This is a genomic window from Crossiella cryophila, from assembly GCF_014204915.1.
In the GTDB taxonomy this organism is placed as follows: Bacteria; Actinomycetota; Actinomycetes; order Mycobacteriales; family Pseudonocardiaceae; genus Crossiella; species Crossiella cryophila.
In genome coordinates this window covers 10024281-10045263 of record NZ_JACHMH010000001.1, presented here as the reverse complement: position 1 = coordinate 10045263, position 20983 = coordinate 10024281, and the positions used below count along the sequence as shown (strand labels likewise).

Below are 20983 nucleotides of genomic sequence, written 5' to 3'. Positions count from 1 at the left end.
CCCGGCCGGCGTCATCGGCTCAGTCCTGGAAGGTCTGCCGCAGCGCCTCGAGCAGGTTCGGCGCCAGGTCGGGCTGCTCGACCAGCTCGTCACCCGGGCCGTCCGGGGCCTTGCGCACCCGCAGCACGCAGGCGCCGGTGCCGTCCCGCAGCACCGCGGCCACCAGCCGGGCCTCCCGGCGGTCCGGGTGCTCGGCGGCGATCCTGGCCGCCTCGGCCGGGTCGGTCTCCGTCCCGTTGAGCTGCTCCTCGGCCGCGGGCGGCAGCACCACGATCTCCTGGGTGACCACACAGCCCGCCACCGCGTCCGGCCACACGATCCGGGACAGCGCGGTGCCCAGATCACCCTCGGGCAGGCTGTCCTGGGCGATCGGGGTGAGCATCGCGTCCGGGTCGAGGCTGTCCGCCAGCTCGGGCTCCTGTTGGAGCAGCGCGGCCGTCGGGACCAGCGCGAACAGCTGCGGGGGCTGGTCCCAGCCGCCGGTGGCGACGAAGTCGTCCACCTCTCGGGCGGCTGCGGGAAGGGCGGCGGTGAAGTCGGGTGCGGAAGACACGGCGCACATCGTCGCACTTCGATAACACGAGGCGAGTCAGGAACCCAAACGGCCGTCCGTAGAGTTGGACATACGGGACGATGCCTGTCCGTTGCTCAGCCGTGTTCTCGGCCTGGACGACATCCGGCCCAGACCGCTGAAAACTGATCGACCGCGACCCAGGAGCGTGCTCACGTGGCCATGCGGCCCCCGGTCGGGATGCCGAAGCTATCCCGGCGTAGTCGGATCCTGCTTATTGTCGGCGCGCTGATTCTGGGCGCCTTCCTGTTGGCCTCCCAGCTGCTCGGCACCTATGTCGACTGGCTGTGGTTCGGCGAAGTCGGCTTCAGCTCGGTGTTCACCACCGTGCTCTTCACCCGGATCGCGCTGTTCGTCGCGGTCGCCGTGCTCATTGGCGGTTCAGTCGGGTTGAGCCTGTTCATCGCCTACCGCAGCCGGCCGGTGTTCGTGCCGGTGGCCGGCCCGGACGACCCGGTCTCGCGCTACCGCACCGCGGTGCTGGCGCGGGTGCGGATCGTCGGCTGGGGCATTCCCCTCGCCGTCGGCCTGGTGGCCGGTACCGCGGCGCAGAGTGAATGGGAACGCGTCCAGCTGTTCCTCAACTCGGTGCCCTTCGGCGTCAACGACCCGGAGTTCGGCCGGGACATCAGCTTCTACGCCTTCCGCCTGCCCTTCTACGAGTGGCTGGTGTCCTGGGCGTTCGTGGCGGTGGCCGGTGCGTTCTTCGTCGGACTGATCGCGCACTACATCTTCGGCGGCATCCGGCTGGCCGGCCGCGGTGGGCAGCTCTCCGCGCCCGCACGCGTCCAGCTCGCCGTGCTCGCCGGGGTGTTCGTGCTGCTCTACGGCGTCTCCTACTACCTGGACCGGTTCGGGCTGCTGCTGAGCACCCGCAAGGCCGAGTTCAACGGCGCGACCTACACCGATCTGCACGCGGTGATGCCTGCGAAGCTGATCCTCACCATCATCGCGGTGATCTGCGCGGTGGCCTTCTTCGTCGGCGCGTTCGTGCGCAACCTGCAGATCCCGGTGATCGCCGCGGTGCTGATGGTGCTCTCCAGCGTGCTGCTGGGCGCCGCCTGGCCGCTGCTGCTGGAGCAGTTCTCGGTGCGCCCGAACCCGATCGCCCGCGAGTCTCAATCGATTGAGCGCAACATCGCGGCGACCAGGAACGCGTACGGACTGACCTCGGACAAGGTCAAGTACACCGACTACGCGGGCAAGTCCGACTCCTCGCAGGCCGAGGTCAAGGCGGACCAGGGCACCATCCCGAACATCCGGTTGCTGGACCCGGGCGTGCTCGCGCCCACCTTCACCCAGCAGCAGCAGCGGAAGAACTTCTACTCCTTCGGCGACAAGCTGGACATCGACCGGTACACCCTCGACGGGAAGATCCAGGACTACATCGTCGCGGTCCGGGAGCTGAACAGCGCGGGGCTGGCGGAGAACCAGCGGGACTGGCTGAACCGGCACCTCACCTACACCCACGGCGATGGTTTCGTCGCGGCCCCGGCGAACACGGTGAACTCCGCGCTGCAGGACGGCAGCGGCCAGGGCGGCTACCCGAACTACCAGGTCAGCGACCTTTCCACGAAGAGCGCGTTCAACGTGGAACAGCCGCGGATCTACTTCGGTGAGAAGATCACCGACTACGCCATCGTGGGCAAGGCCGGTCAGGCCGCCGCGGAGTACGACACGGACTCCAGCAAGTACACCTACACCGGCAAGGGCGGCGTGCCGATCGGGAACTGGTTCAACCGCCTGGCCTTCGCGGCCAACGAGGGTGAACGCAACATCCTGTTCTCCGGTGCGATCGGCAGCGACTCCAAGATCATCTACAACCGCAACCCGCGGGACCGGGTGATGAAGGCCGCGCCGTGGCTGACCGTGGACGCCGACCCGTACCCCGCGGTGGTGGACGGCCGGATCCAGTGGATCGTGGACGGCTACACCACGCTGCAGAACTACCCGTACGCCCAGCGCAGCTCGCTCGGTGAGACGGTGCAGGACTCGCTGCCCGGCCAGCCTCGGCTGCCCAACACGCAGATCAACTACATCCGCAACTCGGTCAAGGCCACCGTGGACGCCTACGACGGCACGGTGACCCTGTACGCGGTGGACGAGCAGGACCCGGTGCTCAAGGCCTGGCGGGGTGTGTTCCCGAACCTGGTCAAGGGCAACAGCGAGGTCAAGCCCTCGCTGCGGGCGCACTTCCGGTACCCGGAGGACCTGTTCAAGGTCCAGCGCAGCCTGCTGGCCCGCTACCACGTCGAGCAGCCCGGTGTGTTCTTCAACCAGAACGAGTTCTGGGACGTGCCGGACGACCCGACCGACGAGACCGTCGGCACCTCCACCGCCACCGGCAACCGCGAGGGCAAGCAGCCCCCGTACTACGTGGTGGCCCAGCTCAACGGCCAGAACAAGCCGACCTTCCAGTTGACCAGTGCGCTGACCGGTCTGCGAAGAGAGTTCCTGGCCGCCTGGGTGAGTGCCTCGTCCGATCCGGACACCTACGGGCAGATCAACGTGCTCAGACTGCCGACCAACACCCAGACCGAGGGTCCCGGTCAGGTGCAGAACAGGTTCTTCTCCACACCTGAGGTGACGGAGAACCGGACGCTGTTCAGCAACCCGAACGCGAGCGCGGTCAACGGCAACCTGATCACGCTGCCGGTGGCCGGTGGTCTGCTGTACGTGGAGCCGATCTACATCCAGCGCAAGGACCAGAACGCCTTCCCGCAGCTGGCCAGGGTGCTGGTGAGCTTCGGGAACCGGGTCGGGTTCAAGCCGACCCTGGCCGAGGCGCTGGACCAGGTCTTCGGGGCGGGCGCGGGTTCGAACATCACGAACCCCGGTCAGCCGGGCGGTGGCACCACCACGCCGGGGCAACCGCCGAACCCGAACACCGGTGGCCTGAACGAAGCCGCGCAGCGTGCGGCCGCGGACATGGTCTCGGCCTGGGCGAAGTACAAGAAGGCGCAGACCGACGGGGACTACGCGACCCAGGGTCAGGCGCTGAAGGATCTCGACGACGCGTCCAAGCGGTTCGACACGGCCCGTCAGGCGCCGCCGCCGCAGCAGCCGCAGCCCTCGAGCAGTAACCAGCCGACGCCCACCTCGAAGCCGGGCGGCTGATTTCCGGGTGCGGGGTGGATCACATTCCTGGGTCTCCAGGTGATTCACCCCGCGCTCCCGGAACGTGAAAGTCATGGTCAGGCCCGGTTCGCCGGGCCTTTCCGCTTTTCCGGGGTCGGCGAGGCCGGGGTCTCGATCTCCGGGGCGCGCCGGGGCTGCGCTAGGCTGGTGGAAGTTCTCGCAGGTCAGAGGCGGTTTTACCCCCCGATTTGGAAATGTATGGACCCCCGTGTAAAGTAGTTCCTGTCAGCAAGAACGACAGAAAAAAAGCAAGAAGCTCCAAAGCACCAAAAGCTAGACGGCGCGGGGTGGAGCAGCTCGGTAGCTCGCTGGGCTCATAACCCAGAGGTCACAGGTTCGAATCCTGTCCCCGCTACTAGATCCGGCCCCCAGGGTTTCACACCCTGGGGGCCGGATTCTTTTTGTCTTTGTCCAGGTTCGAACTGGGGGCTCGGACCGAGTCCCCAGCCGTACCGGCTCAGTAGTTGCCGAGCAGGCGGTGGAAGTTGCGGGCCTGGGCCTCCGCGTCGAAGAACGCCGCAGGCGCCGCGTCGCCAAGGCTCAGCAGTTCGACCACCATCCCGGTGCCCAGGCTGGCCAGCAGCTGGGTCAGGTCCGGCGACGGGTCGGGGCCGCCGATGGCGCGCAGCATCCGGTCCTGCCAGTCCACGAACAGGTTCCTGGCCTCGGCCACCCCAGGGCGCAGTTCCGGGCGGCGGACCGCCTCCAGGGTCAGTTCCATCATCGCGATGGTCAGGGTGGGGTCGGCGCGGATGGCGTGCATGTTGCCGGTGATCAGCTGGGCCAGTTCCAGCGCGGACTTCGGCTCGGCCGCGGCGAAGGCGGTCATCAGGGCGAGCTGCCGCTGCGCCACCCTGGCCTGGGCGGCCTCCAGCAGGGCCAGGCGGGTGCGGAAGTAGTACGAGGTGGATCCGGCCGCGATACCGGCCTTGGCGTCCACCGCGCGGTGCGTGAGGCCCCGGGAGCCGTGTTCGGCGAGCACCTCGATGGCCGCGTCGGCGATGGCCTCGCGGCGGGTGGGCTGCTCGTTGCTCATGGTTGCTCGCACCTCGGCGTCATGCGGTGTACTCTACGGCTGTAGAGCCTCTACAACAGTAGAGTCTGGGCCAGGATCTGGGGGAGTGTGTCATGTCGACGCCCACCACTGAATTTCTCACCCTGATGGGGCCGGAGCCGTTCGCGCTGCTCACACAGGCGCGGGAACTCGCGCCGGTGGTCCCGATCAAGTTCCCGGACGGGCTGACCCGGCACCTGGTCACCCGGTACGCCGATGTCCGCCGGGTGCTCGGCGATCCGCGGTTCAGCAGCGATCTGAGCGACACGGTCAGCCAGATCCAGGGACCGACCGCGATCGTGCTGCGGAAGTTCCAGGAGCTGCTGGGCTCCTCGATGCTCAACGTGGACCCGCCCGACCACACCCGGCTGCGCAAGCTCGTGGTGCGGGCCTTCAGCGCCAAGCGGGTGGACGCGCTGCGGCCGCGGATCACCGAACTGGCCGAGGGACTGCTGGACGAGGTCGCCGGGCAGTCCGAGATCGACCTGGTCGCCGCCTTCGCCTTCCCGCTGCCGGTGCTGGTGATCTGCGAACTGCTCGGGGTGCCGCCGCAGGACCGGGCGCACTTCAGCGCGCTGTCCCACAAGATGCTGGCCTACCTGGACTCCGAGGAGGTCATCCTGGAGGCCGCGGCGGCGGTGGACGGGCTGGTCGCCTACATGGCCGGGCTGATCGAGGCCAAGCGGGCGGCCCCGGCCGACGACCTGATCAGCGATCTGATCGCGATCAGCGAGGACGGGGACCGGCTCTCCGCCGACGAGCTGGTGGCCATGGGGGTGCTGCTGCTCAACGCCGGGCACGAGACCACGGTCAACCTGATCGGCAACGGCGCCGTGCTGCTGCTCCAGCGCCCCGATGTGCTGGCGCGGCTGCGGGAGCGGCCCGAGCTGGTGCCGGCCGCGGTGGAGGAGTTCCTGCGGCTGGACGGGCCGGTGCACCCTGGGCTGGTCCGGGTGGCCACCGAGGACACCGAGGTCGGCGGCATGCCGGTGCCGGCAGGGTCGCTGCTGTTGCTCTCCACCAGCGGGGCGAACCGGGATCCCCGGGAGTTCGCCGACCCGGAGCGGATCGACCTGGACCGCCCGGCGAACCCGCACCTGGCGCTGGGCCACGGCATCCACTTCTGTGTTGGCGCCCGGCTGGCCCGGCTGGAGGGCGAGATCGCCTTCAGCGCGCTGCTGCGCCGTTTTCCCAAGCTGGAGCTGGCGGTACCCGCCGAGGAGCTGCTCCGGCGTCCTGGCGCGCTGCTGAGGGGCTACGCGTCGTTGCCGCTGCGGGTCGGCGGCTGATCGAGGGGAAGGAACGGGCCGGTCCGCCAGGTGGGGGACCGGCCCGCCCGCTCCTGGCTCAGAGGCCCTTCACCCAGGCATGCGCGCAACCGGGTGAGCACACCCGGCCATCGCCATTGGCCACGGAGTGCGGCTTGAGCTTCTTCCCGCACACCATGCAGTTGTCTCGTGGTCCGGTCTCGGTGAGCTTCTGCGGGATCAACGCCTTCGCCCGCGCGGTCACGTTGCTCTTGACCTTGGTCGTGACCTCGTCCTTCTTCTCGGCCAACTTCGTTCGGAACCAACTGCGATGCACGGCAGGACCTCCCCGTCACAGGATCTGCTCGTCGGCGGACGACGGAGCCCGTACGGCGTTGGACGAGCCCCGCGCCGAGTGATCTTCCGGTCTGTTCCGCCGTCCGGGGTAGACCTGTGCGCGGGAAACACCGGTCCGCGCCGGGCGAACCACCCGCGTGGGGCTACGGAACGCGCTGCTGGCTGCGCTGCGTGAAGGACCGCCGGTACTCCCCGGGCGGTAGACCATAGGCGTTCTTGAACACCTTGCTGAAGTGCGCGGCGTCCCGGAACCCCCACGCCGCGGCCAGCACCGCCACCGGGCGGCCCGCCTGGGTCACATCGCGCAGATCGCTGCGGCAGCGCTCCAGCCGCCGGGCCCGCACGTAGGCGGCCAGCGATTCGGGCCGGTCCTGGAACAACTTGTGCAGGTATCTGGTGGAGACGTGGTGCGCGGCCGCGATCGACTCCGGGTCCAGGTCCGGATCGTGCAGCTGGGTCTCCACGAAGGAGAGCACCCGTAACAGCAGCGCCCGCCGGGCCGAGTCCGGCTCGATGGACCGCGGCGCCAGGTGCTCGCCGAGCAGCACGCCGAGCAGGTCGAGCAGGTTGTCGGTGAGCCGCACGCCAGCCGCGCCGTCTGTTTCGTCCATTGTGGACACCACGTGCCGCATCAGCTGGGCGACCACCTCGCCGAGCCCGGCCGTGGTCGGCAGCCGTAACGCGCGCAGCCGGTCGTACTCGTCCAGCCCGGCCAGCAGTCTGCGCGGGTACTGCAGCACCAGCAGCCGCACCTGCTCCGGCATCACCATCTCGTAGGGCCGGGAGCCGTCGTAGAGCACCAGGTCGCCTGGCCCCAGCTCGGTCCGCCGCCCGTCCTGGCTCAGCACGCAGTTGCCGTGTGCCACCAGGGTGGTCTTGCACAGCTCGGTGCCGGTCTCGCCGCCGCGCCGCGCCCGTCGGATGATGTGCGGGCTGGCGGTGATCTCGTTCACCTGCACCGCGCCGAAGCGCTGGCCACGCAGGCGGGCCCGGAAATCGCCCGGCCGCGCGTCGGTGATCTCGATCGGCATCGCCGCCCGTTCGCCTGCGTCCCGCCAGAAGTCAAGGCGGTCGCGCTCGGTGACGCTGCCGGTGTGCACGAGCACTGGCATGGGCGGGCCTCCTCCTCTTCTCCGACCAGTGAACCGGGTCAGTGCGTGCGTTGCCAACCAGTGTGCGTGCGCGGACGGACAATCGTTGCTCCATTCGGTGATCAAGACTGCCGGTGCGAACCGAGGAGACGGGGACCGCTCATGCGCATGACCGGCGGACAGGCCCTGGTCGCGCAGCTGCTCGCCGAGGGCGTCCGCGATCTGGCCGGGGTGCCGCACGACCTGGTGGGCCCGGCCACCGAGGCGATCGCGCGCACCGGCGGCGCACTGCGCTTCTACGCCGCCAGGCACGAACAGGCCGCGGCCCGGATGGCCGACGGCTACGCCAGGGCGTCGGGGCGGATCGGGGTCTGCCTGGTCGGACCGGGCGCCGGTGTGCTGGACGCGTTGTCCGGACTGGCCAGCGCGCACAGCCGGTCCACCCCGGTGCTGCTGCTGGCCGGTCAGACGCCCTCGCACCTGCTCGGCGCCGGACTCGGGCTGCCGCACGAACTGCCCGACCAGTCCGGCGTGCTGGCCGCGCTGACCACGCACTGCGCGCTGGCCAGGCGGCCGGAGCAGGTGCCTGCCATGGTGCGCACCGCGGTCCGCGCGCTGCGCTCCGGCCGGCCGCGCCCGGTGGCGCTGGAACTGCCGCCGGACGTGCTGGCCGCCGAGGCCGACATCCGGTTGCTCGACCCCGGCCTGGACACCGGCTGCCCGGTGCGCCCGGACGCCGGTGAGATCGAGGCCGCCGCGAAGTTGCTGCGCGGCGCACGCAGACCCGTGCTGTACGCGGGCTGGGGCGTGCAGGCCGCCGACGCGGACGCCGAACTGCTCGCGCTGGCCGAATCCCTGGGCGCGCCGGTGGTCACCAGCCTCGGCGGTCCCGGCGCGATCCCCGGCGATCACCCGCTGGCCTTCCCCCACCTGGCGGGCAGGCAGTTGCTGCGAGCGGCCGATGTGGTGCTGGCCGTCGGCGCCCGGTTCCTGGAGACCACCGGCGAGCCCAACCGGATCGGCGCGCACACCAGGCTGGTGCTGCTCAACGCCGACGAGCACGATTTCGGCCCGCCGCGCGAGCCCGATGTGACCGTGCACGCCGACGCCCGGCTGGGCCTGGCCGCGCTGGCCGAGGCGGTCGGCCAGGTGCGCGGCCGGGGCTGGCCGGTGTCCACAGTGGACCGGATCTGGGCGTGGACCGCGCGCGAGCTGACCGCCTGCGGTCCGCAGCTCGGCTGGGTTTCCGCGCTGCGCAAGGCGATCCCCGCCGACGGCGTGCTGGTCGACGAGGTCGGCCCGATCGGCTGTGTGGTCCCTTCGGCCTACCCGGTATTGGAACCGCGAACCTTCCTGGCCGCCGGGCAGGACGGCGGGCTGGGCGGGGCCTTCGCCACCGCGCTGGGCGCCAGGCTGGCGCAACCGGACCGGCCGGTGGTGGCGTTGCTCGGCGACGGGGTCTCGGCCTGGAACCCGCAGGAGCTGGCCACCGCCAAGCGTTATCGGATCGGTGTGGTCGCGGTGGTGTTCAACGAGAACCCGGCAGGCGTGGACTTCCTTGGCCTGGCCAAGGCTTTCGGCGTGCGCGGCTTCCGCGCGAGCGATCCGGACGCGCTCTGCGCCGCGGTGGCCCAGGCGGTCAACCTGGGTGAGCCCGCGCTGGTGGAGGTGCCGACCGGGCCCATGCCCAGCCCAGGACATCTGGTGCGCGAGCGGAGATCCCCGCGGCCGGCGGTCTCAGTCCGCAGAGGGCCATTCGGGTGATCACCAGGCCCGTTCGGCCCAGAGCGCGACCATACACAATGGACAGAACGGCTGACCAATGTGGACAGCGGAGGAAAGCCGTGGCACCGTTGAACATGTGTCAGAACTGAACGCGACTGCCGCGGCTCTCCTCGGCCTGCTGCACGACGGTCCCAAGACCGGCGGCCAGCTCGTTGCTGCCGCAACGGAACGCTTCGGTGCGTTCTTCAGCGTCACGCGCAGCCAGGTCTACCGGGAACTCCCCGCGCTGGCCGACGGCGGCCTGCTGAAGCTCGGCAAGCAGGGGCCGCGCTCCAGCCAGCAGTACCTCATCACGGCCGCGGGCAAGAAGGCCTTCAAGGCCTGGCTTGCCACCGAGCCGGGACCCGACCACCTGCGCAGCCCGCTGATCCTGCGGCTGATGCACGCCGGCTCGTTGCCGGCCAAGCAGCGCCAGACGCTGGTCGACTCCGCCAAGCAGGCCTACAACGGCCAGCTGGACGAGGCCCGCAACTCGGCCAAGGCCGCCCAGGACCCCTACGCCAAGGCCGCCGCGGACTTCGCCGTGGCGCACACCCGGGCAGTCATCAAGCTGCTCGACGCCATCCCCGTCACCTGAGCGGCGGCTTCCCAGTACGCTCTAGGGCTGTGAACCCCGACGTCGCAGCCGACCTCAAGGACCTCTCCGCCACGCTGGCCAGTGTTGAGGCGGTGATGGGCCTCGACAAGTTGCGTGCCGAGGTTGCCGATCTCGATGAGCAGGTCGCTCAGCCGGACCTGTGGAACGACCAGGAGCGGGCCCAGCAGGTCACCAGCCGGCTCTCCCACAAGAAGGGGGAGCTGCGCCGGGTGACCGACCTGCGCTCGCGCCTGGACGACCTCGGCGTGCTCTACGAGCTGGCCGAGGAGGAGGAGGACGAGTCCTCGGTCGCCGACGCGAACAAGGAACTCGCCCTCCTGCGGGATTCGATCGCCTCGCTGGAGGTCCGCACGCTGCTCTCCGGTGAGTACGACTCCCGGGAGGCGCTGGTCTCCGTGCGCGCCGAGGCCGGTGGCGTGGACGCCGCCGACTTCGCCGAGATGCTCATGCGGATGTACCTGCGCTGGGCCGAGCGGCACGGTTACCCCACCGACGTGTTCGATGTCTCACACGCTGAAGAGGCCGGCATCAAGTCGGCCACTTTCCGGGTCAAGTCGCCCTTCGCCTACGGCACCCTCTCGGTCGAGCAGGGCACCCACCGGCTGGTGCGCATCTCGCCATTCGACAACCAGGGCCGCCGCCAGACCTCCTTCGCCGCGGTCGAGGTGGTGCCGGTGGTCGAGCAGTCCGACCACGTCGAGATCGACGAGAAGGACCTGCGCATCGACGTCTACCGCTCCTCCGGCCCCGGCGGCCAGGGCGTGAACACCACCGACTCGGCGGTGCGCATCACGCACATCCCGACCGGCATCGTGGTCTCCTGCCAGAACGAGCGCAGCCAGCTGCAGAACAAGGCCACCGCCATGGGCGTGCTCCAGGCCAAGCTGCTCGAGCGGCGCCGCCAGGAGGAGAAGGCCAAGATGGACGCGCTCAAGGCCGACGGCGGCGGTTCCTGGGGCAACCAGATGCGCTCCTACGTGCTGCACCCGTACCAGATGGTCAAGGACCTGCGCACCGAGCACGAGGTGGGCAACCCCTCAGCGGTGCTCGACGGGGACATCGACGGCTTCCTGGAAGCGGGCATCCGCTGGCGCCGGACCAGCGAATAGAGGCACAAACGGGACCGAACGGACTTACCGTTCACCCCATGTAACCGACCGAATACCCACTTGCGGGCTTGCGTCGCACAGCACTCACACGTCGCATGAGTAGACTCCGGCGTCGTGATTCGGCTCGAACACGTGTCCAAGTCCTACAAGACCTCGACCCGTCCCGCGCTCGACGATGTGTCGGTGCATGTGGACAAGGGCGAGTTCGTCTTCCTCATCGGTCCGTCGGGCTCCGGCAAGTCGACGTTCCTGCGTTTGCTGCTGCGGGAGGAGACGCCGAGCAAGGGCACCGTGCACGTGGCCGACTACAACGTCGGCAAGCTGTCACGGCGCCGCGTGCCCCGGCTTCGCCAGCGCATCGGCTGCGTCTTCCAGGACTTCCGGTTGCTGGTCAACAAGACCGTCGCGGAGAACGTGGCGTTCGCGCTGGAGGTGATCGGCAAGCCCCGGCACACCATCCGCAAGGTGGTGCCCGAGGTGCTGGAACTGGTCGGCCTTGACGGCAAGGCGGACCGGCTGCCCAACGAGTTGTCCGGTGGTGAGCAGCAGCGGGTGGCGATCGCGCGAGCGTTCGTGAACCGGCCGCTGCTGCTGCTGGCCGACGAACCAACGGGCAACCTGGACCCCGACACCAGCCAGGACATCATGTTGCTCCTGGAGCGGATCAACCGCACCGGCACCACCGTGCTGATGGCGACGCACGACCACTCGATCGTCGACGCCATGCGCCGCCGGGTGGTGGAGCTGCACCTCGGCAAGGTCATCCGTGACGACGCCCGAGGGGTGTACGGCGTCGGCCGCTAGGCCCGATCCCCGTCTCCTTCCCGACTACCCAAGGAACGCCGAAGCCCGATGCGCGCCAGTTTTGTGTTCAGCGAAGTCATCACCGGTCTGCGCCGGAACATCACGATGACGATCGCGATGATCCTGACGACGGCGATCTCCCTCGGCCTGCTCGGTGGTGGCCTGTTGATCGTGCGGCTCATCGACAAGGTGCAGAACCAGTACTACGACAAGCTCCAGGTCGGTGTGACCCTGTCCGGCGATCTCAGCGCCAACGACAAGGAATGCGCCCAGGACATCTGTTCCGCGCTGCGGAAGAGCCTGTCCGAGAGCCCGCTCGTGGACACCGTCACCTACGAGAGCCGGGACAAGGCCTTCGCGCGGTTCAAGGAGATCTACGCGACCAACCGCGACCTGGTGGAGATCGTCCGCCCGGAGTCGCTGCCCGCCTCGTTCCGGGTCAAGCTCAAGGACCCGACCCGGTTCGACGCGCTGGCCAAGGAGTACAAGGACAAGCCAGGCGTAGCCAAGATCAACGACCAGCGGGCGCTGATCGACCAGCTGTTCGCCTTCTTCGACGGCCTGCGCAACGGCGTGTTCTTCATCGCGCTGTTGCAGGCGCTGGCCGCGCTGTTGCTGATCTCCAACACCATCCAGGTGTCGGCGTTCACCAGACGCACCGAGGTCGGCATCATGCGGCTGGTCGGCGCGACCCGGTGGTACACCCAGCTGCCCTTCCTCATCGAGGCCGTGGTGGCCGGTGTGATCGGCTCGATCCTGGCCGTGACCGGGCTGGCCATCCTCAAGACCACCGTGGTGGACCCGATGATGGCCGAGCCGGTGAAGAACGCGGTGCTCCCGCCGATCGGCATGGGTGACGTGCTCTACGTCTCGCCCTGGCTGTTCCTGGTCGGCGTGGTGATCTCGGCGGTCACCGGCTACGTGACGCTGCGGCTGTACGTGCGGCAGTAAAATGGGTTCTCTCCGCACGTAAGGTCGTCTTCATGCCCAAAGAAGTTGGTCGCAAGGTGATCGCGTCGAACCGCAAGGCTCGGCACGACTACGCGATCGTCGACACCTACGAGGCCGGCGTGGTGCTGGTCGGCACGGAGGTCAAAAGCCTCCGTCTCGGCCGCGCCTCGCTGGTCGACGCCTTCGCCACCGTGGACGACGGCGAGGTGTGGCTCCGGAACCTGCACATCCCGGAGTACTTCCAGGGCACCTGGACCAACCACACCCCTCGGCGCAACCGCAAGCTGCTGCTCAACCGCAGGGAGATCGAGCGCCTGATCGGCAAGCTCAAGGAGAGCGGGCTGAGCCTGGTGCCGCTGTCGATGTACTTCAACGACGGCAAGGTCAAGATCGAACTGGCCCTGGCCCGCGGCAAGAAGGCCTACGACAAGCGGCACGACCTGGCCAAGCGGGACGCCCAGCGCGAGGTGGCCAAGGTCGCGGGCCGGATCCGCAAGGGCAAGTGGTGACCGGGCCGGGCAGCGACGGGCAGATCCGCGATTGGGTACGCGGGCTCGGGCTGCCTGGCCTGGTCGACCTGCATGTGCACTTCATGCCGGAGCGGGTGCTGGCCAAGGTGTGGGCCTACTTCGACGCGGCCGCCCAGCACTACGGCACGCCGTGGCCGGTGACCTACCGGGTGGACGAGCAGGCGCGGGTGGAGTTGCTGCGCGGGTTCGGCGTGATCGGGTTCGCGCCGCTGGTCTACCCGCACAAGCCGGGCATGGCCGACTGGCTCAACGAGTGGTCGGCCGGGTTCGCCGGACAGGTGCCCGAGGCGGTGCGCACCGGCACCTTCTACCCCGAGCCTGGCGCGGCTGACTACCTGGCCCGCGCGCTGTCCGAGGGCGTGCGCTGTCTCAAGGCGCACGTTCAGGTGGGTGATTACGACCCGGCGGATCCGTTGCTGGACAAGGTGTGGGGCCTGATCGCCGAATCCGGCGTGCCGGTGGTGATCCACTGTGGACACGGGCCGCTGCCCGGCCGGTTCACCGGGCTGGAGGTCTTCGAGCCGGTGCTGCGCAGGCACCCCCGGCTGACCGCGGTGCTCGCGCACGCCGGCCTGCCGGACTACGCGGGCGCGCTGGACCTGGTGGCCCGCTACCCGAGGGTGCACCTGGACACCACCATGGTCGGGGTGCCCTTCACCGAGCGCGGCGCGCCGCTGCCGGTGGACTGGACCGCGCGACTGGCCGAGTTCGGCGACCGGATCGCGCTCGGGACCGACTTCCCGAATATTCCGTACGAGTACAGCGAGCAGTTGCGGGCCATCGCGGGCTGGGCCGAGGACCTGGGGCCGGACTTCCTGCGGGCGGTCCTGCACGACACCCCGGCCAAGCTGCTCGGCCGCTGACCGGCCCGCGCTGGGTCAGCTCGCCATCACCGCCACGCCGATCCGGCCGCCGTCCACGTCCAGCACGGTGCCGTGCGCGAAGGCCGAGTCCGCGCTGGCAAGGTAGACCGCGGCCTGGGCGATCGCCTCGGGTTTGCCGATCGCGCCGTAGGGCGTGCCCTTCATCATCGCCGCGGCCGGGTGGCCCTCGGTGTCGGCGTGCACCACGCCGGGCGAGATCGCGTTCACCCGCACCCCGGCCGGGCCGAACTCCGCGGACCAGGCCCTGGTGAGGGTCTCCAGCGCGCCCTTGGAGGCCGCGTAGGCCGCGCCGATCGGGATGCCGAGGCGAGCGACCCAGGAACCCAGGTTGATGATCACACCGCCGCCCTGGGCGGCCATGGCGGGTGCGATGGCGGCGGTGAGGAAGAACGGCGCCTTCACGTTGACCCCGAAGACCTGGTCGAAGGCGGCCTCGTCGGTGTCGGTGGTGGTGCGGCCGCCGATTGCGCCGGAGTTGTTGACCAGGATGTCGATCCGGCCGCCGAGCATCTCGGTGGCCCGGGTGGCGAACTCGCTGGCCGCTGCCGGTGAGCCGCTGAGGTCGGCGGCCAGGAAATCGGCCCGGCCGCCCTCGGCCTGGATCTCGGCGACCACGGCCGCGCCGCGTCCGGGGTCGCGGCCGGTGACGAGCACGTGCGCGCCCTCGGCGGCGTAGGCCAGCGCGATGGCGCGGCCGAGGTTGCTGGTGGAACCGGTGATCAACGCGGTCTGGTGTGCCAGGCGGGTGCCCATGACGTGATCCTTCCGAGCAGAGTGGACCGTACGGTCCAGAAGCTAGCACAGAAGTGGACCGCGCGGTCCAGAGCGCATAGGGTAGGGCCCATGACCTCGGCGAACCTCACCGCGCGCGGGGCGGCCACGCGGTCCCGGATCGTCGAGGCGGCCGCGGACCTGCTGCTCGCGCACGGTGTCGGCGGCACCAGCCTGGACGACATCCGGGAGCGCACCGGCACCAGCAAGAGCCAGCTCTTCCACTACTTCCCCGGCGGCAAGTCCGAGCTGGTCGGCGCCATCGCGGGCTTCCAGAGCGGCCGGTTCGTCGACGCCCAGCGGCCCTGGCTGGACCGGCTGGACACCTGGGCGGACTGGGACGGCTGGCGGGACGCGGTGCTCGCGCACTACGCCGAGCAGCCGCACTTCGGCTGCCCGATCGGCGCGGTGGCCGCCGAGGTCGCCGGCAATGACGAGAAGCTCGCGGCCGAGCTGCACGGGCATATGGAGCGGTGGCGGGGCTACCTGCTGGCCGGGCTGGTCCGGATGCGGGACAACGGGCTGCTGCGGCCGGAGGCCGACCCGGAGACGCTGTCGCTGGTGCTGCTCGCGGCCCTGCAGGGCGGGAAGCTGCTCAGCCAGAGCATGCGCTCGCACGCCCCGCTGGCAGCCGCGCTGGACGGGGCGCTGGCCGCGCTGCGCAGCTGGTCAGTGGTGGCCTAGGTAGGTGAGCACGGCCCGCACCCTGCGGTGTTCGTCCGGGGTGGGCTCCAGCGCGAGCTTGCCGAAGATGTTGCCGATGTGCTTCTCCACGGCGCCGTCGGAGACCTGCAGGGACTTGGCGATGGCCAGGTTGGAGTTGCCCTCGGCCATCAGCGTCAGCACCTCCCGCTCGCGCGGGGTGAGCTGTTCCAGCGGATCCCGGCGGCGGCCGAGCAGCTGGGCGATGACCTCGGGGTCGATGCTGGTGCCGCCACCGGCCACCCGGCGGACCGCGTCCACGAACTCGGCCACATCGGCCACCCGCTCCTTGAGCAGGTAACCGACGCCTGCCGCGCCGCCGCCGATCAGCTCCACCGCGTAGCGCTCCTCCACGTACTGGGAGAGCACCAGCACCGGGAACCCGGGGTGGCGCTCGCGCACCGCCAGCGCGGCCCGCAGGCCCTCGTCGGTGAAGGTCGGCGGCATCCGCACGTCCACCACGGCCAGGTCCGGCTGGTGCTCGGTGACCAGGTCCAGCAGGTTCGCTCCGTCGGCGGTGGTGGCCACCGTCCGGATGCCCTCATCGGCCAGCAGTCGCTCGATGCCCGCCCGCAGCAGCACCGAGTCCTCCGCGATCACCACGTGCACGGCAACTCCGCCCTGATCTTCGTCGGCCCGCCCTCGGGACTGTCCACGGTCAGCACACCGTCGATGGTGGCAGCCCGGTCGGCCAGCCCGGCCAGCCCACCACCCGGCGCCGCGGTGGCCCCGCCGCGCCCGTCGTCGTAGATCTCCACCAGCACCCGGTCGCCGTGCCGCTGCACGGTCACCGCGACCGTGGCCGCCCTGGCGTGCTTGGCCACGTTGGTCAGCGCCTCGGCCACGATGTAGTACGCGGTGCTCTCCACCACGGTGGGCGGCCGCTGCGGCAGCTCCACCGAGACGTGCACCGGCACCGGGCAGCGGCCGGCCAGCGCGGACAGCGCCGCGTCCAGGCCGCGGTCGCCGAGCACCGCCGGGTAGATGCCGCGGGCCAGGTCACGCAGTTCCGCGATGGCCTGCTTGGCCTCGCTGTGCGCGCCGTCGATGAGCACCCTGGCCGCCTCCGGATCGGAGTCCAGCTTGGCCTTGGCCCGGCCGAGTTCCATCGCCACCGAGACCAGCCGCTGCTGCGCCCCGTCGTGCAGGTCCCGCTCGATCCGCCTGCGCTCGGCCTCGGCCGCGTCCACCCCACGGGCCCGGCTGGCCCGCAGCTCGGTCGCCTCGGTGGCCAGTGCCCGCACCGAACTCGGCCGCAGCAGACCGGCCGCGAGCTGGGCGTACACCCAGCCGAGTCCACGCAGCCCGGCCACGCAGGGCACCGCGAGGGCCAGCCCGATCGGCACCGCGATCAGCGCCTCGCCCAGGGTGTCGATGGACCAGTCCAGGCCCAGGTTGACCTGGATGCCGCCGGGCACCGTCCAGTACCAGAACGGCGCGCCGAGGAAGGACAGCGGCAGCGTCACCAGCAGCAACCCGAACACGAAGCCGAACAACCGCACCGGGAACAACACCACCAGGAAGGCCAGATCCCGCCAGGTCGCCGGATCGGTGACCATCCCCTTGAGCTTGCCCAGCGGCCCACCGGCCGACAGCGGGCGGTAGGGGTGCGAGACGTCCTGGCCCATCACGATGCCCAGCCACAGGCGTTCCAGGCCGGCCGCGCCGCGGGCGATGAACAGCGTGACGAAGAAGAGGATCACGCCCACCCAGATGATCGCGGTGCCCGCGCTGACCGAGAGCAGGGTCACGAACAGCACGAACCAGAACGTGCTCAGCGGGAACCCGGACAGCAGGTAGAGCGCGGAGCGGGCAGCGCTCGCCAGGCTGGCGCCGACTCGGCGCGGGGCGGTGGTCTCCGTCATGCCCGCAAGCCTGCTGCATCGCCCAGCCTGCGACCATGGAGCGACCCCGTCACCTGGGGGTAGGGCTGTCCCCACCCTGCCAGGGGGAACCGGAATGACCAACGCCGCCCGAAGCGTTATCCTCTGTGCAGGCACATCCACAACCCACGGGGGTGAACGGTTTCGACTCTGGACGTTTAGGCAGGGGAAGCGTGCCGGTGCAGGCAGATGACCACCGCAAGCGTCGCTGCAAAAAAATCAAGCGCCGACAACAATCAGCGCGCTTTCGCTCTCGCCGCCTGACGGTAAGAGTGAAGCTGTCGGCCCGGGTGCGTCTCCGACCCGGTGTCCGGCATCAGCTAGGAGACTTACCTGCGTTCTCGGTCACGGGGAGCAACGGGGAAACTCACAGTGACTGGGCCCGTCATGTTGAACTTGTCTGTGTGATCAACAGGGCCGAGTAGAGACAGAGCAGACTGCGCACGGAGAAGTCCTGTCGAAGCGGCAGAGGACCCGGGTTCGATTCCCGGCACCTCCACCGATTGGCCGAGCCCTGCCCGCGGAAGACCTGCGGGCGGGGCTCGGTGTCGTTGTTACTCTGGGGGGCCGAGCCCCCCAGACCCCCAGCCGGAGGGCTGCGCCCCCGGACCCCCATCGCCGGTGCGAGTTGTGTGGGGTGGTGCGGGTTTTTGGGGTTTCCCCTTGCCCCCGAACCATTTGAACCAAGCTCTTGTCGTAGTGCTCGTGGTGACCCCTCGCCGAACTCCTGCTGGGCCGTGCCTCCGTGCACTCTCTTCGTTGTCCCGTTGTCCCGCTGTCCCTGGGTGCGCTGGTCCTCTTTCCTTTGCCCGCTTCGGGTTTCCTTCTCCGGCTGGTCCTCAAGCTCCAAGTCCCTAGCCCGGAAGTCCCGCCCCGCCCCCGCCCCCAGCTCCAGTTCCCCGCCCCCCCGGCCCCCGCCCCCGCCTCCAGCCCCCAGCCCAGCCCCCAGCCCCCAGCCCCCAGCCCCCAGCCCTCAGCCCCCAGCCCCGGCCTCGGCCCCTCCTGCCGTCCCCAACCCCTTCGGGCCTCTGGCCCCTACCCGTCTCCCGCCTGCTTCACTTCTGGCCCCTGGCCCACTCTTCTGGGCTTTCGTCTCCTGGGTCCCTGCCCTCCCCGGCCTCCCTGCCTCGTGGACTCCCATGGCTTGGGCTCTCTGGCCGGCTCGCCTTTGCTTTCGCCGTGCCCGCCTTCTTCGCTTTCTGTGCCCCTTCCTCTCGCCCTCTTCGCCCGGCCGCCTTCTCCGCCTTGCCTCCTCCTCGGTCTCCTCTCGCCCTACCTCACCCCCTTCCTTCCCCTCCTCTTTCTCTCTCCCCCCGGCCCCGCCTGCCCCCCCACTCCCGCCTCCGCCCTCTCCCGCCCCCTTCCCTCCCGCCCCCGCCCCTCCCTCCCCTCCCGTTCTCAGTAGCGGGCTGCGTAGGTGGTGGGGGGTTCGCCGAAGAGGGACTTGAAGTCTCGGGTGAAGTGGGGTTGGTCTGCGTAGCCGAGGGTGGTGGCGAGGGTGGACCAGTTGATGTGTTCGCCGGTGGTGAGGCGTTGGGTTACCTCGTGTAGGCGGTAGCGGCGGATTACCCATTTGGGGCCTACGCCTACGTAGTCGGCGAAGAGGCGTTGTAGTTGGCGGACTGTGGTGTTGTGGGCTTGGGCGACCGCTTCTACTCGGGACAGGGTGGGGGTGGTGGCGATTGTGTTGACGATGGTGGTTGCTTCTTGGGCGCGGGGGTCTGGGGGTGGGAGGTGTTGGCGTAGGTAGGTTTCGGCGGTTTCCACTGTGGTTGGGGATGGTGGGGGTGGGCCGAGAAGTGTTGTGGCGTCGAGGGTTTTGTCGGTGATTGTGGAGACCGGGTGGTTTAGGAAGGGGCGGAAGGCGCCGGGGTGGAAGCGGATTCCGAAGACGGATCCCTTGCCTGCCAGGAGTTTGTGGTGGAAGTGGGTGTGGACGCCGTTGATGGTGGCCTTGTTGTCCTGGAAGGTCAGGTGTACGTGCGGGTGCGGGACGATCTTCTGTTGGTAGGGCTCGGGGTAGTCCCAGGTGACTGACCAGTACCCGTCCACGTAGGGGGCCAGATCGGGGGATGGGGACGTGTAGGTGTGGCGCTGGAAGTTCTTCCAGGCGCTGGCCAGTTCGCGGGGGTCCCTTGGCACGGGGGGATTTTATGTCGCGTTTGTTCAATACGCGGGGGTCTGCGGTGCCTAGGTTGGGGGCATGTCTGCTGAGCACATGTTGTTGGTGGGGGCGCCGTTGGGCGCGGTGGTGCGGAATCTGACGGATGCGTCGTTGGGGGCCGCCACGCCTTGTTCCGAGTACGACGTGCGGGGGTTGGTGAATCACCTGTTGTTCTGGGGGCCCTCGTTGGCGGGGGCTGCGCGGAAGGAGTCTGTGCCGCCGCCCGCGGCGGGGGAAGGGGAGGTTGAGTTGGTGGGGGATGGGTGGGTTGGTGCGCTGGGTGGGCAGGTTGGGCGGACGGTGGAGGCTTGGGGGGTTGACTCTGCTTGGGAAGGGTTGACCTGGATGGGTGGGGCTGAGCCGATGCCTGCTTCGGTGGTGGGGGGCATGGTTGTCGCCGAGCTTGTGGTGCATGGGTGGGATCTGGCTCGGGCCACTGGGCAGGTGGTGGACTGGGACGCGGGGTTGGTGGAGTTCTTGCATGAGCAGGTCGCGATGACTGCTCAGCAGGGGCGGGAGATGGGGGTTTATGGGGCGGAGGTCGGGGTTTCTTCCGATGCGTCCACTTTGGACAGAATTCTGGGGCTTACCGGGCGGGATCCTCAGTGGACGGTTGTTGGGCGGTGATCAGGTCGCGACGGTGAGGGTTTGGTTGTAGGTGGTTCGGTTGGTGACGGTGTTCAGCAGGGCGTTGGCCAGGTTGGCCCTGGGGATGCTGTTGCCGCCGGGGATGCTGCGGTTGGTGGCGGTGCGGTAGATGCCGGTGTGCTGGGTGTTGGTCAGGCGCGGCGGGCGGACGATGGTCCAGTCGGTGTCGCTGGCCATGATCAGCTCCTCCATCCGGCGCATATCGCCCCAGGGGTGCCGGAAGACGCGGCCCAGTACGGGCTTGAGCAGGTAGCGGGTGAAGGGGCGGTCGCCTTCGGTGGTGGCGCCGGAGGTGCTGACCACGATCAGGCGGCGGACGCGGGCCTTGGGCATCGCGCGCAGGATGGATTCGGCGCTGTCCGTGCAGATCGTGCTGGGCTTCAGGTGGCCGGCGCCCAGGGCGGAGATGATCGCGTCGCGGCCGGTCAGGTGTTCGGTGAGGGTGGTGGGGTCGAGCACGTCGGCTTGCGCGATGGTCAGGGCGGGGTGGTGCAGCTGGAGTTTGGCCGGGTTCCTGACCACTGCGGTGACCTGGTGTTTTGCCTTCAGGGCCTGCTGGACGACGTGTTCGCCGGTGCGGCCGGTGGCGCCGAGGACGGTGATGTTCATGAGACCCTCCTGTGGTTAGTGAGTGCTTACTAACCACTATGGTGGGTGAGTGTTCACTAACCTGTCAACCGTCGGCGGTGAGTGGAG

20 protein-coding genes, 1 tRNA gene and 1 other RNA gene are annotated in these 20983 nt (G+C 69.4%); 13 read left to right on the top strand and 9 right to left on the bottom strand.

Going from position 1 to position 20983, the window contains the following annotated elements; genetic code table 11:
• Nucleotides 1-19: 19 nt before the first annotated feature.
• Nucleotides 20-562, bottom strand: coding sequence for a PPA1309 family protein (locus HNR67_RS43305; protein ID WP_185009855.1), 543 nt, complete (start codon nt 560-562; stop codon nt 20-22).
• Nucleotides 563-733: 171 nt separating this feature from the next.
• On the opposite strand from HNR67_RS43305, the gene HNR67_RS43300 reads away from it, so the two are divergent.
• Together HNR67_RS43300 and HNR67_RS43295 are read left to right on the top strand one after the other, a co-directional pair.
• Nucleotides 734-3688: a UPF0182 family protein gene (locus HNR67_RS43300; protein ID WP_185011792.1), complete on the top strand. Its 2955-nt coding sequence runs from the start codon at nt 734-736 to the stop codon at nt 3686-3688.
• 302 nt (nt 3689-3990) lie between these two features.
• Nucleotides 3991-4064, top strand: a tRNA-Met gene (locus HNR67_RS43295).
• Nucleotides 4065-4166: 102 nt separating this feature from the next.
• Here HNR67_RS43295 and HNR67_RS43290 read toward each other — a convergent pair.
• On the bottom strand, nt 4167-4745 hold the full coding sequence (locus HNR67_RS43290; protein ID WP_185009853.1) for a TetR/AcrR family transcriptional regulator: 579 nt from the start codon (nt 4743-4745) through the stop codon (nt 4167-4169).
• A 92-nt stretch (nt 4746-4837) separates the two neighbouring features.
• Between HNR67_RS43290 and HNR67_RS43285 the strand changes: the two genes are divergently transcribed.
• Nucleotides 4838-6052 (top strand): cytochrome P450 family protein, encoded by a 1215-nt coding sequence (locus HNR67_RS43285; protein WP_185009851.1) that lies wholly within the window; start codon nt 4838-4840, stop codon nt 6050-6052.
• Between the two features lie 58 nt (nt 6053-6110).
• Here HNR67_RS43285 and HNR67_RS43280 read toward each other — a convergent pair whose 3' ends face one another.
• Nucleotides 6111-6347, bottom strand: a complete 237-nt coding sequence (locus HNR67_RS43280; RefSeq protein WP_185009849.1) for a hypothetical protein — start codon at nt 6345-6347, stop codon at nt 6111-6113.
• A gap of 163 nt (nt 6348-6510) precedes the next feature.
• Entirely contained in the window at nt 6511-7479 is a 969-nt protein-coding gene (locus HNR67_RS43275) for an AraC-like ligand-binding domain-containing protein (protein WP_185009847.1), read from the bottom strand.
• A 141-nt stretch (nt 7480-7620) separates the two neighbouring features.
• Between HNR67_RS43275 and HNR67_RS43270 the strand changes: the two genes are divergently transcribed.
• The 7 genes from HNR67_RS43270 to HNR67_RS43240 all read left to right on the top strand — a co-directional run bounded on the left by HNR67_RS43270 (nt 7621) and on the right by HNR67_RS43240 (nt 14098).
• Nucleotides 7621-9222 (top strand): thiamine pyrophosphate-binding protein, encoded by a 1602-nt coding sequence (locus HNR67_RS43270; protein ID WP_185009845.1) that lies wholly within the window; start codon nt 7621-7623, stop codon nt 9220-9222.
• 97 nt (nt 9223-9319) lie between these two features.
• Complete coding sequence (locus HNR67_RS43265; RefSeq protein WP_185009843.1) at nt 9320-9820, top strand: PadR family transcriptional regulator; 501 nt, start codon at nt 9320-9322, stop codon at nt 9818-9820.
• Between the two features lie 29 nt (nt 9821-9849).
• Nucleotides 9850-10950: a peptide chain release factor 2 gene (gene prfB, locus HNR67_RS43260; protein WP_185009841.1), complete on the top strand. Its 1101-nt coding sequence runs from the start codon at nt 9850-9852 to the stop codon at nt 10948-10950.
• A gap of 114 nt (nt 10951-11064) precedes the next feature.
• Nucleotides 11065-11754, top strand: a complete 690-nt coding sequence (gene ftsE, locus HNR67_RS43255) for a cell division ATP-binding protein FtsE (protein WP_185009839.1) — start codon at nt 11065-11067, stop codon at nt 11752-11754.
• Between the two features lie 48 nt (nt 11755-11802).
• Nucleotides 11803-12705, top strand: coding sequence for a permease-like cell division protein FtsX (gene ftsX / locus HNR67_RS43250; protein ID WP_185009837.1), 903 nt, complete (start codon nt 11803-11805; stop codon nt 12703-12705).
• Between the two features lie 32 nt (nt 12706-12737).
• Nucleotides 12738-13214, top strand: a complete 477-nt coding sequence (gene smpB / locus HNR67_RS43245; RefSeq protein ID WP_185009835.1) for an SsrA-binding protein SmpB — start codon at nt 12738-12740, stop codon at nt 13212-13214.
• The gene (locus HNR67_RS43240; RefSeq protein WP_185009833.1) at nt 13208-14098 is read left to right on the top strand and encodes an amidohydrolase family protein; all 891 of its coding nucleotides are present in this window, start codon (nt 13208-13210) and stop codon (nt 14096-14098) included. Before smpB ends, HNR67_RS43240 begins: the two co-directional genes overlap by 7 nt.
• A 15-nt stretch (nt 14099-14113) precedes the next feature.
• On the opposite strand, the gene HNR67_RS43235 is transcribed toward HNR67_RS43240, so the two are convergent.
• Nucleotides 14114-14872 carry an SDR family NAD(P)-dependent oxidoreductase gene (locus tag HNR67_RS43235; protein WP_185009831.1) on the bottom strand — a complete coding sequence of 253 codons (759 nt, stop codon included), beginning with the start codon at nt 14870-14872 and terminating at the stop codon, nt 14114-14116.
• Nucleotides 14873-14962: 90 nt separating this feature from the next.
• On the opposite strand from HNR67_RS43235, the gene HNR67_RS43230 reads away from it, so the two are divergent.
• Nucleotides 14963-15574 (top strand): TetR/AcrR family transcriptional regulator, encoded by a 612-nt coding sequence (locus tag HNR67_RS43230; protein WP_185009829.1) that lies wholly within the window; start codon nt 14963-14965, stop codon nt 15572-15574.
• Here the strand turns inward: HNR67_RS43230 and HNR67_RS43225 are convergent.
• Together HNR67_RS43225 and HNR67_RS43220 are read right to left on the bottom strand one after the other, a co-directional pair.
• The gene (locus HNR67_RS43225; RefSeq protein WP_185009827.1) at nt 15560-16201 is read right to left on the bottom strand and encodes a response regulator transcription factor; all 642 of its coding nucleotides are present in this window, start codon (nt 16199-16201) and stop codon (nt 15560-15562) included. The genes HNR67_RS43230 and HNR67_RS43225 overlap by 15 nt on opposite strands.
• Entirely contained in the window at nt 16189-17457 is a 1269-nt protein-coding gene (locus tag HNR67_RS43220; protein ID WP_185009825.1) for a sensor histidine kinase, read from the bottom strand. The genes HNR67_RS43225 and HNR67_RS43220 overlap by 13 nt, the downstream gene beginning before the upstream one ends.
• A 148-nt stretch (nt 17458-17605) precedes the next feature.
• On the opposite strand from HNR67_RS43220, the gene ssrA reads away from it, so the two are divergent.
• Nucleotides 17606-17977: a transfer-messenger RNA gene (gene ssrA, locus HNR67_RS43215) on the top strand.
• Nucleotides 17978-18873: 896 nt separating this feature from the next.
• Here the strand turns inward: ssrA and HNR67_RS43210 are convergent.
• Nucleotides 18874-19617 carry a helix-turn-helix domain-containing protein gene (locus HNR67_RS43210; protein ID WP_312989459.1) on the bottom strand — a complete coding sequence of 248 codons (744 nt, stop codon included), beginning with the start codon at nt 19615-19617 and terminating at the stop codon, nt 18874-18876.
• Between the two features lie 61 nt (nt 19618-19678).
• On the opposite strand from HNR67_RS43210, the gene HNR67_RS43205 reads away from it, so the two are divergent.
• Nucleotides 19679-20266: a TIGR03086 family metal-binding protein gene (locus HNR67_RS43205; RefSeq protein ID WP_312989457.1), complete on the top strand. Its 588-nt coding sequence runs from the start codon at nt 19679-19681 to the stop codon at nt 20264-20266.
• Here the strand turns inward: HNR67_RS43205 and HNR67_RS43200 are convergent, their stop codons facing one another.
• Nucleotides 20267-20896: an NAD(P)-dependent oxidoreductase gene (locus tag HNR67_RS43200; RefSeq protein ID WP_185009823.1), complete on the bottom strand. Its 630-nt coding sequence runs from the start codon at nt 20894-20896 to the stop codon at nt 20267-20269.
• Nucleotides 20897-20983: the final 87 nt, after the last annotated feature.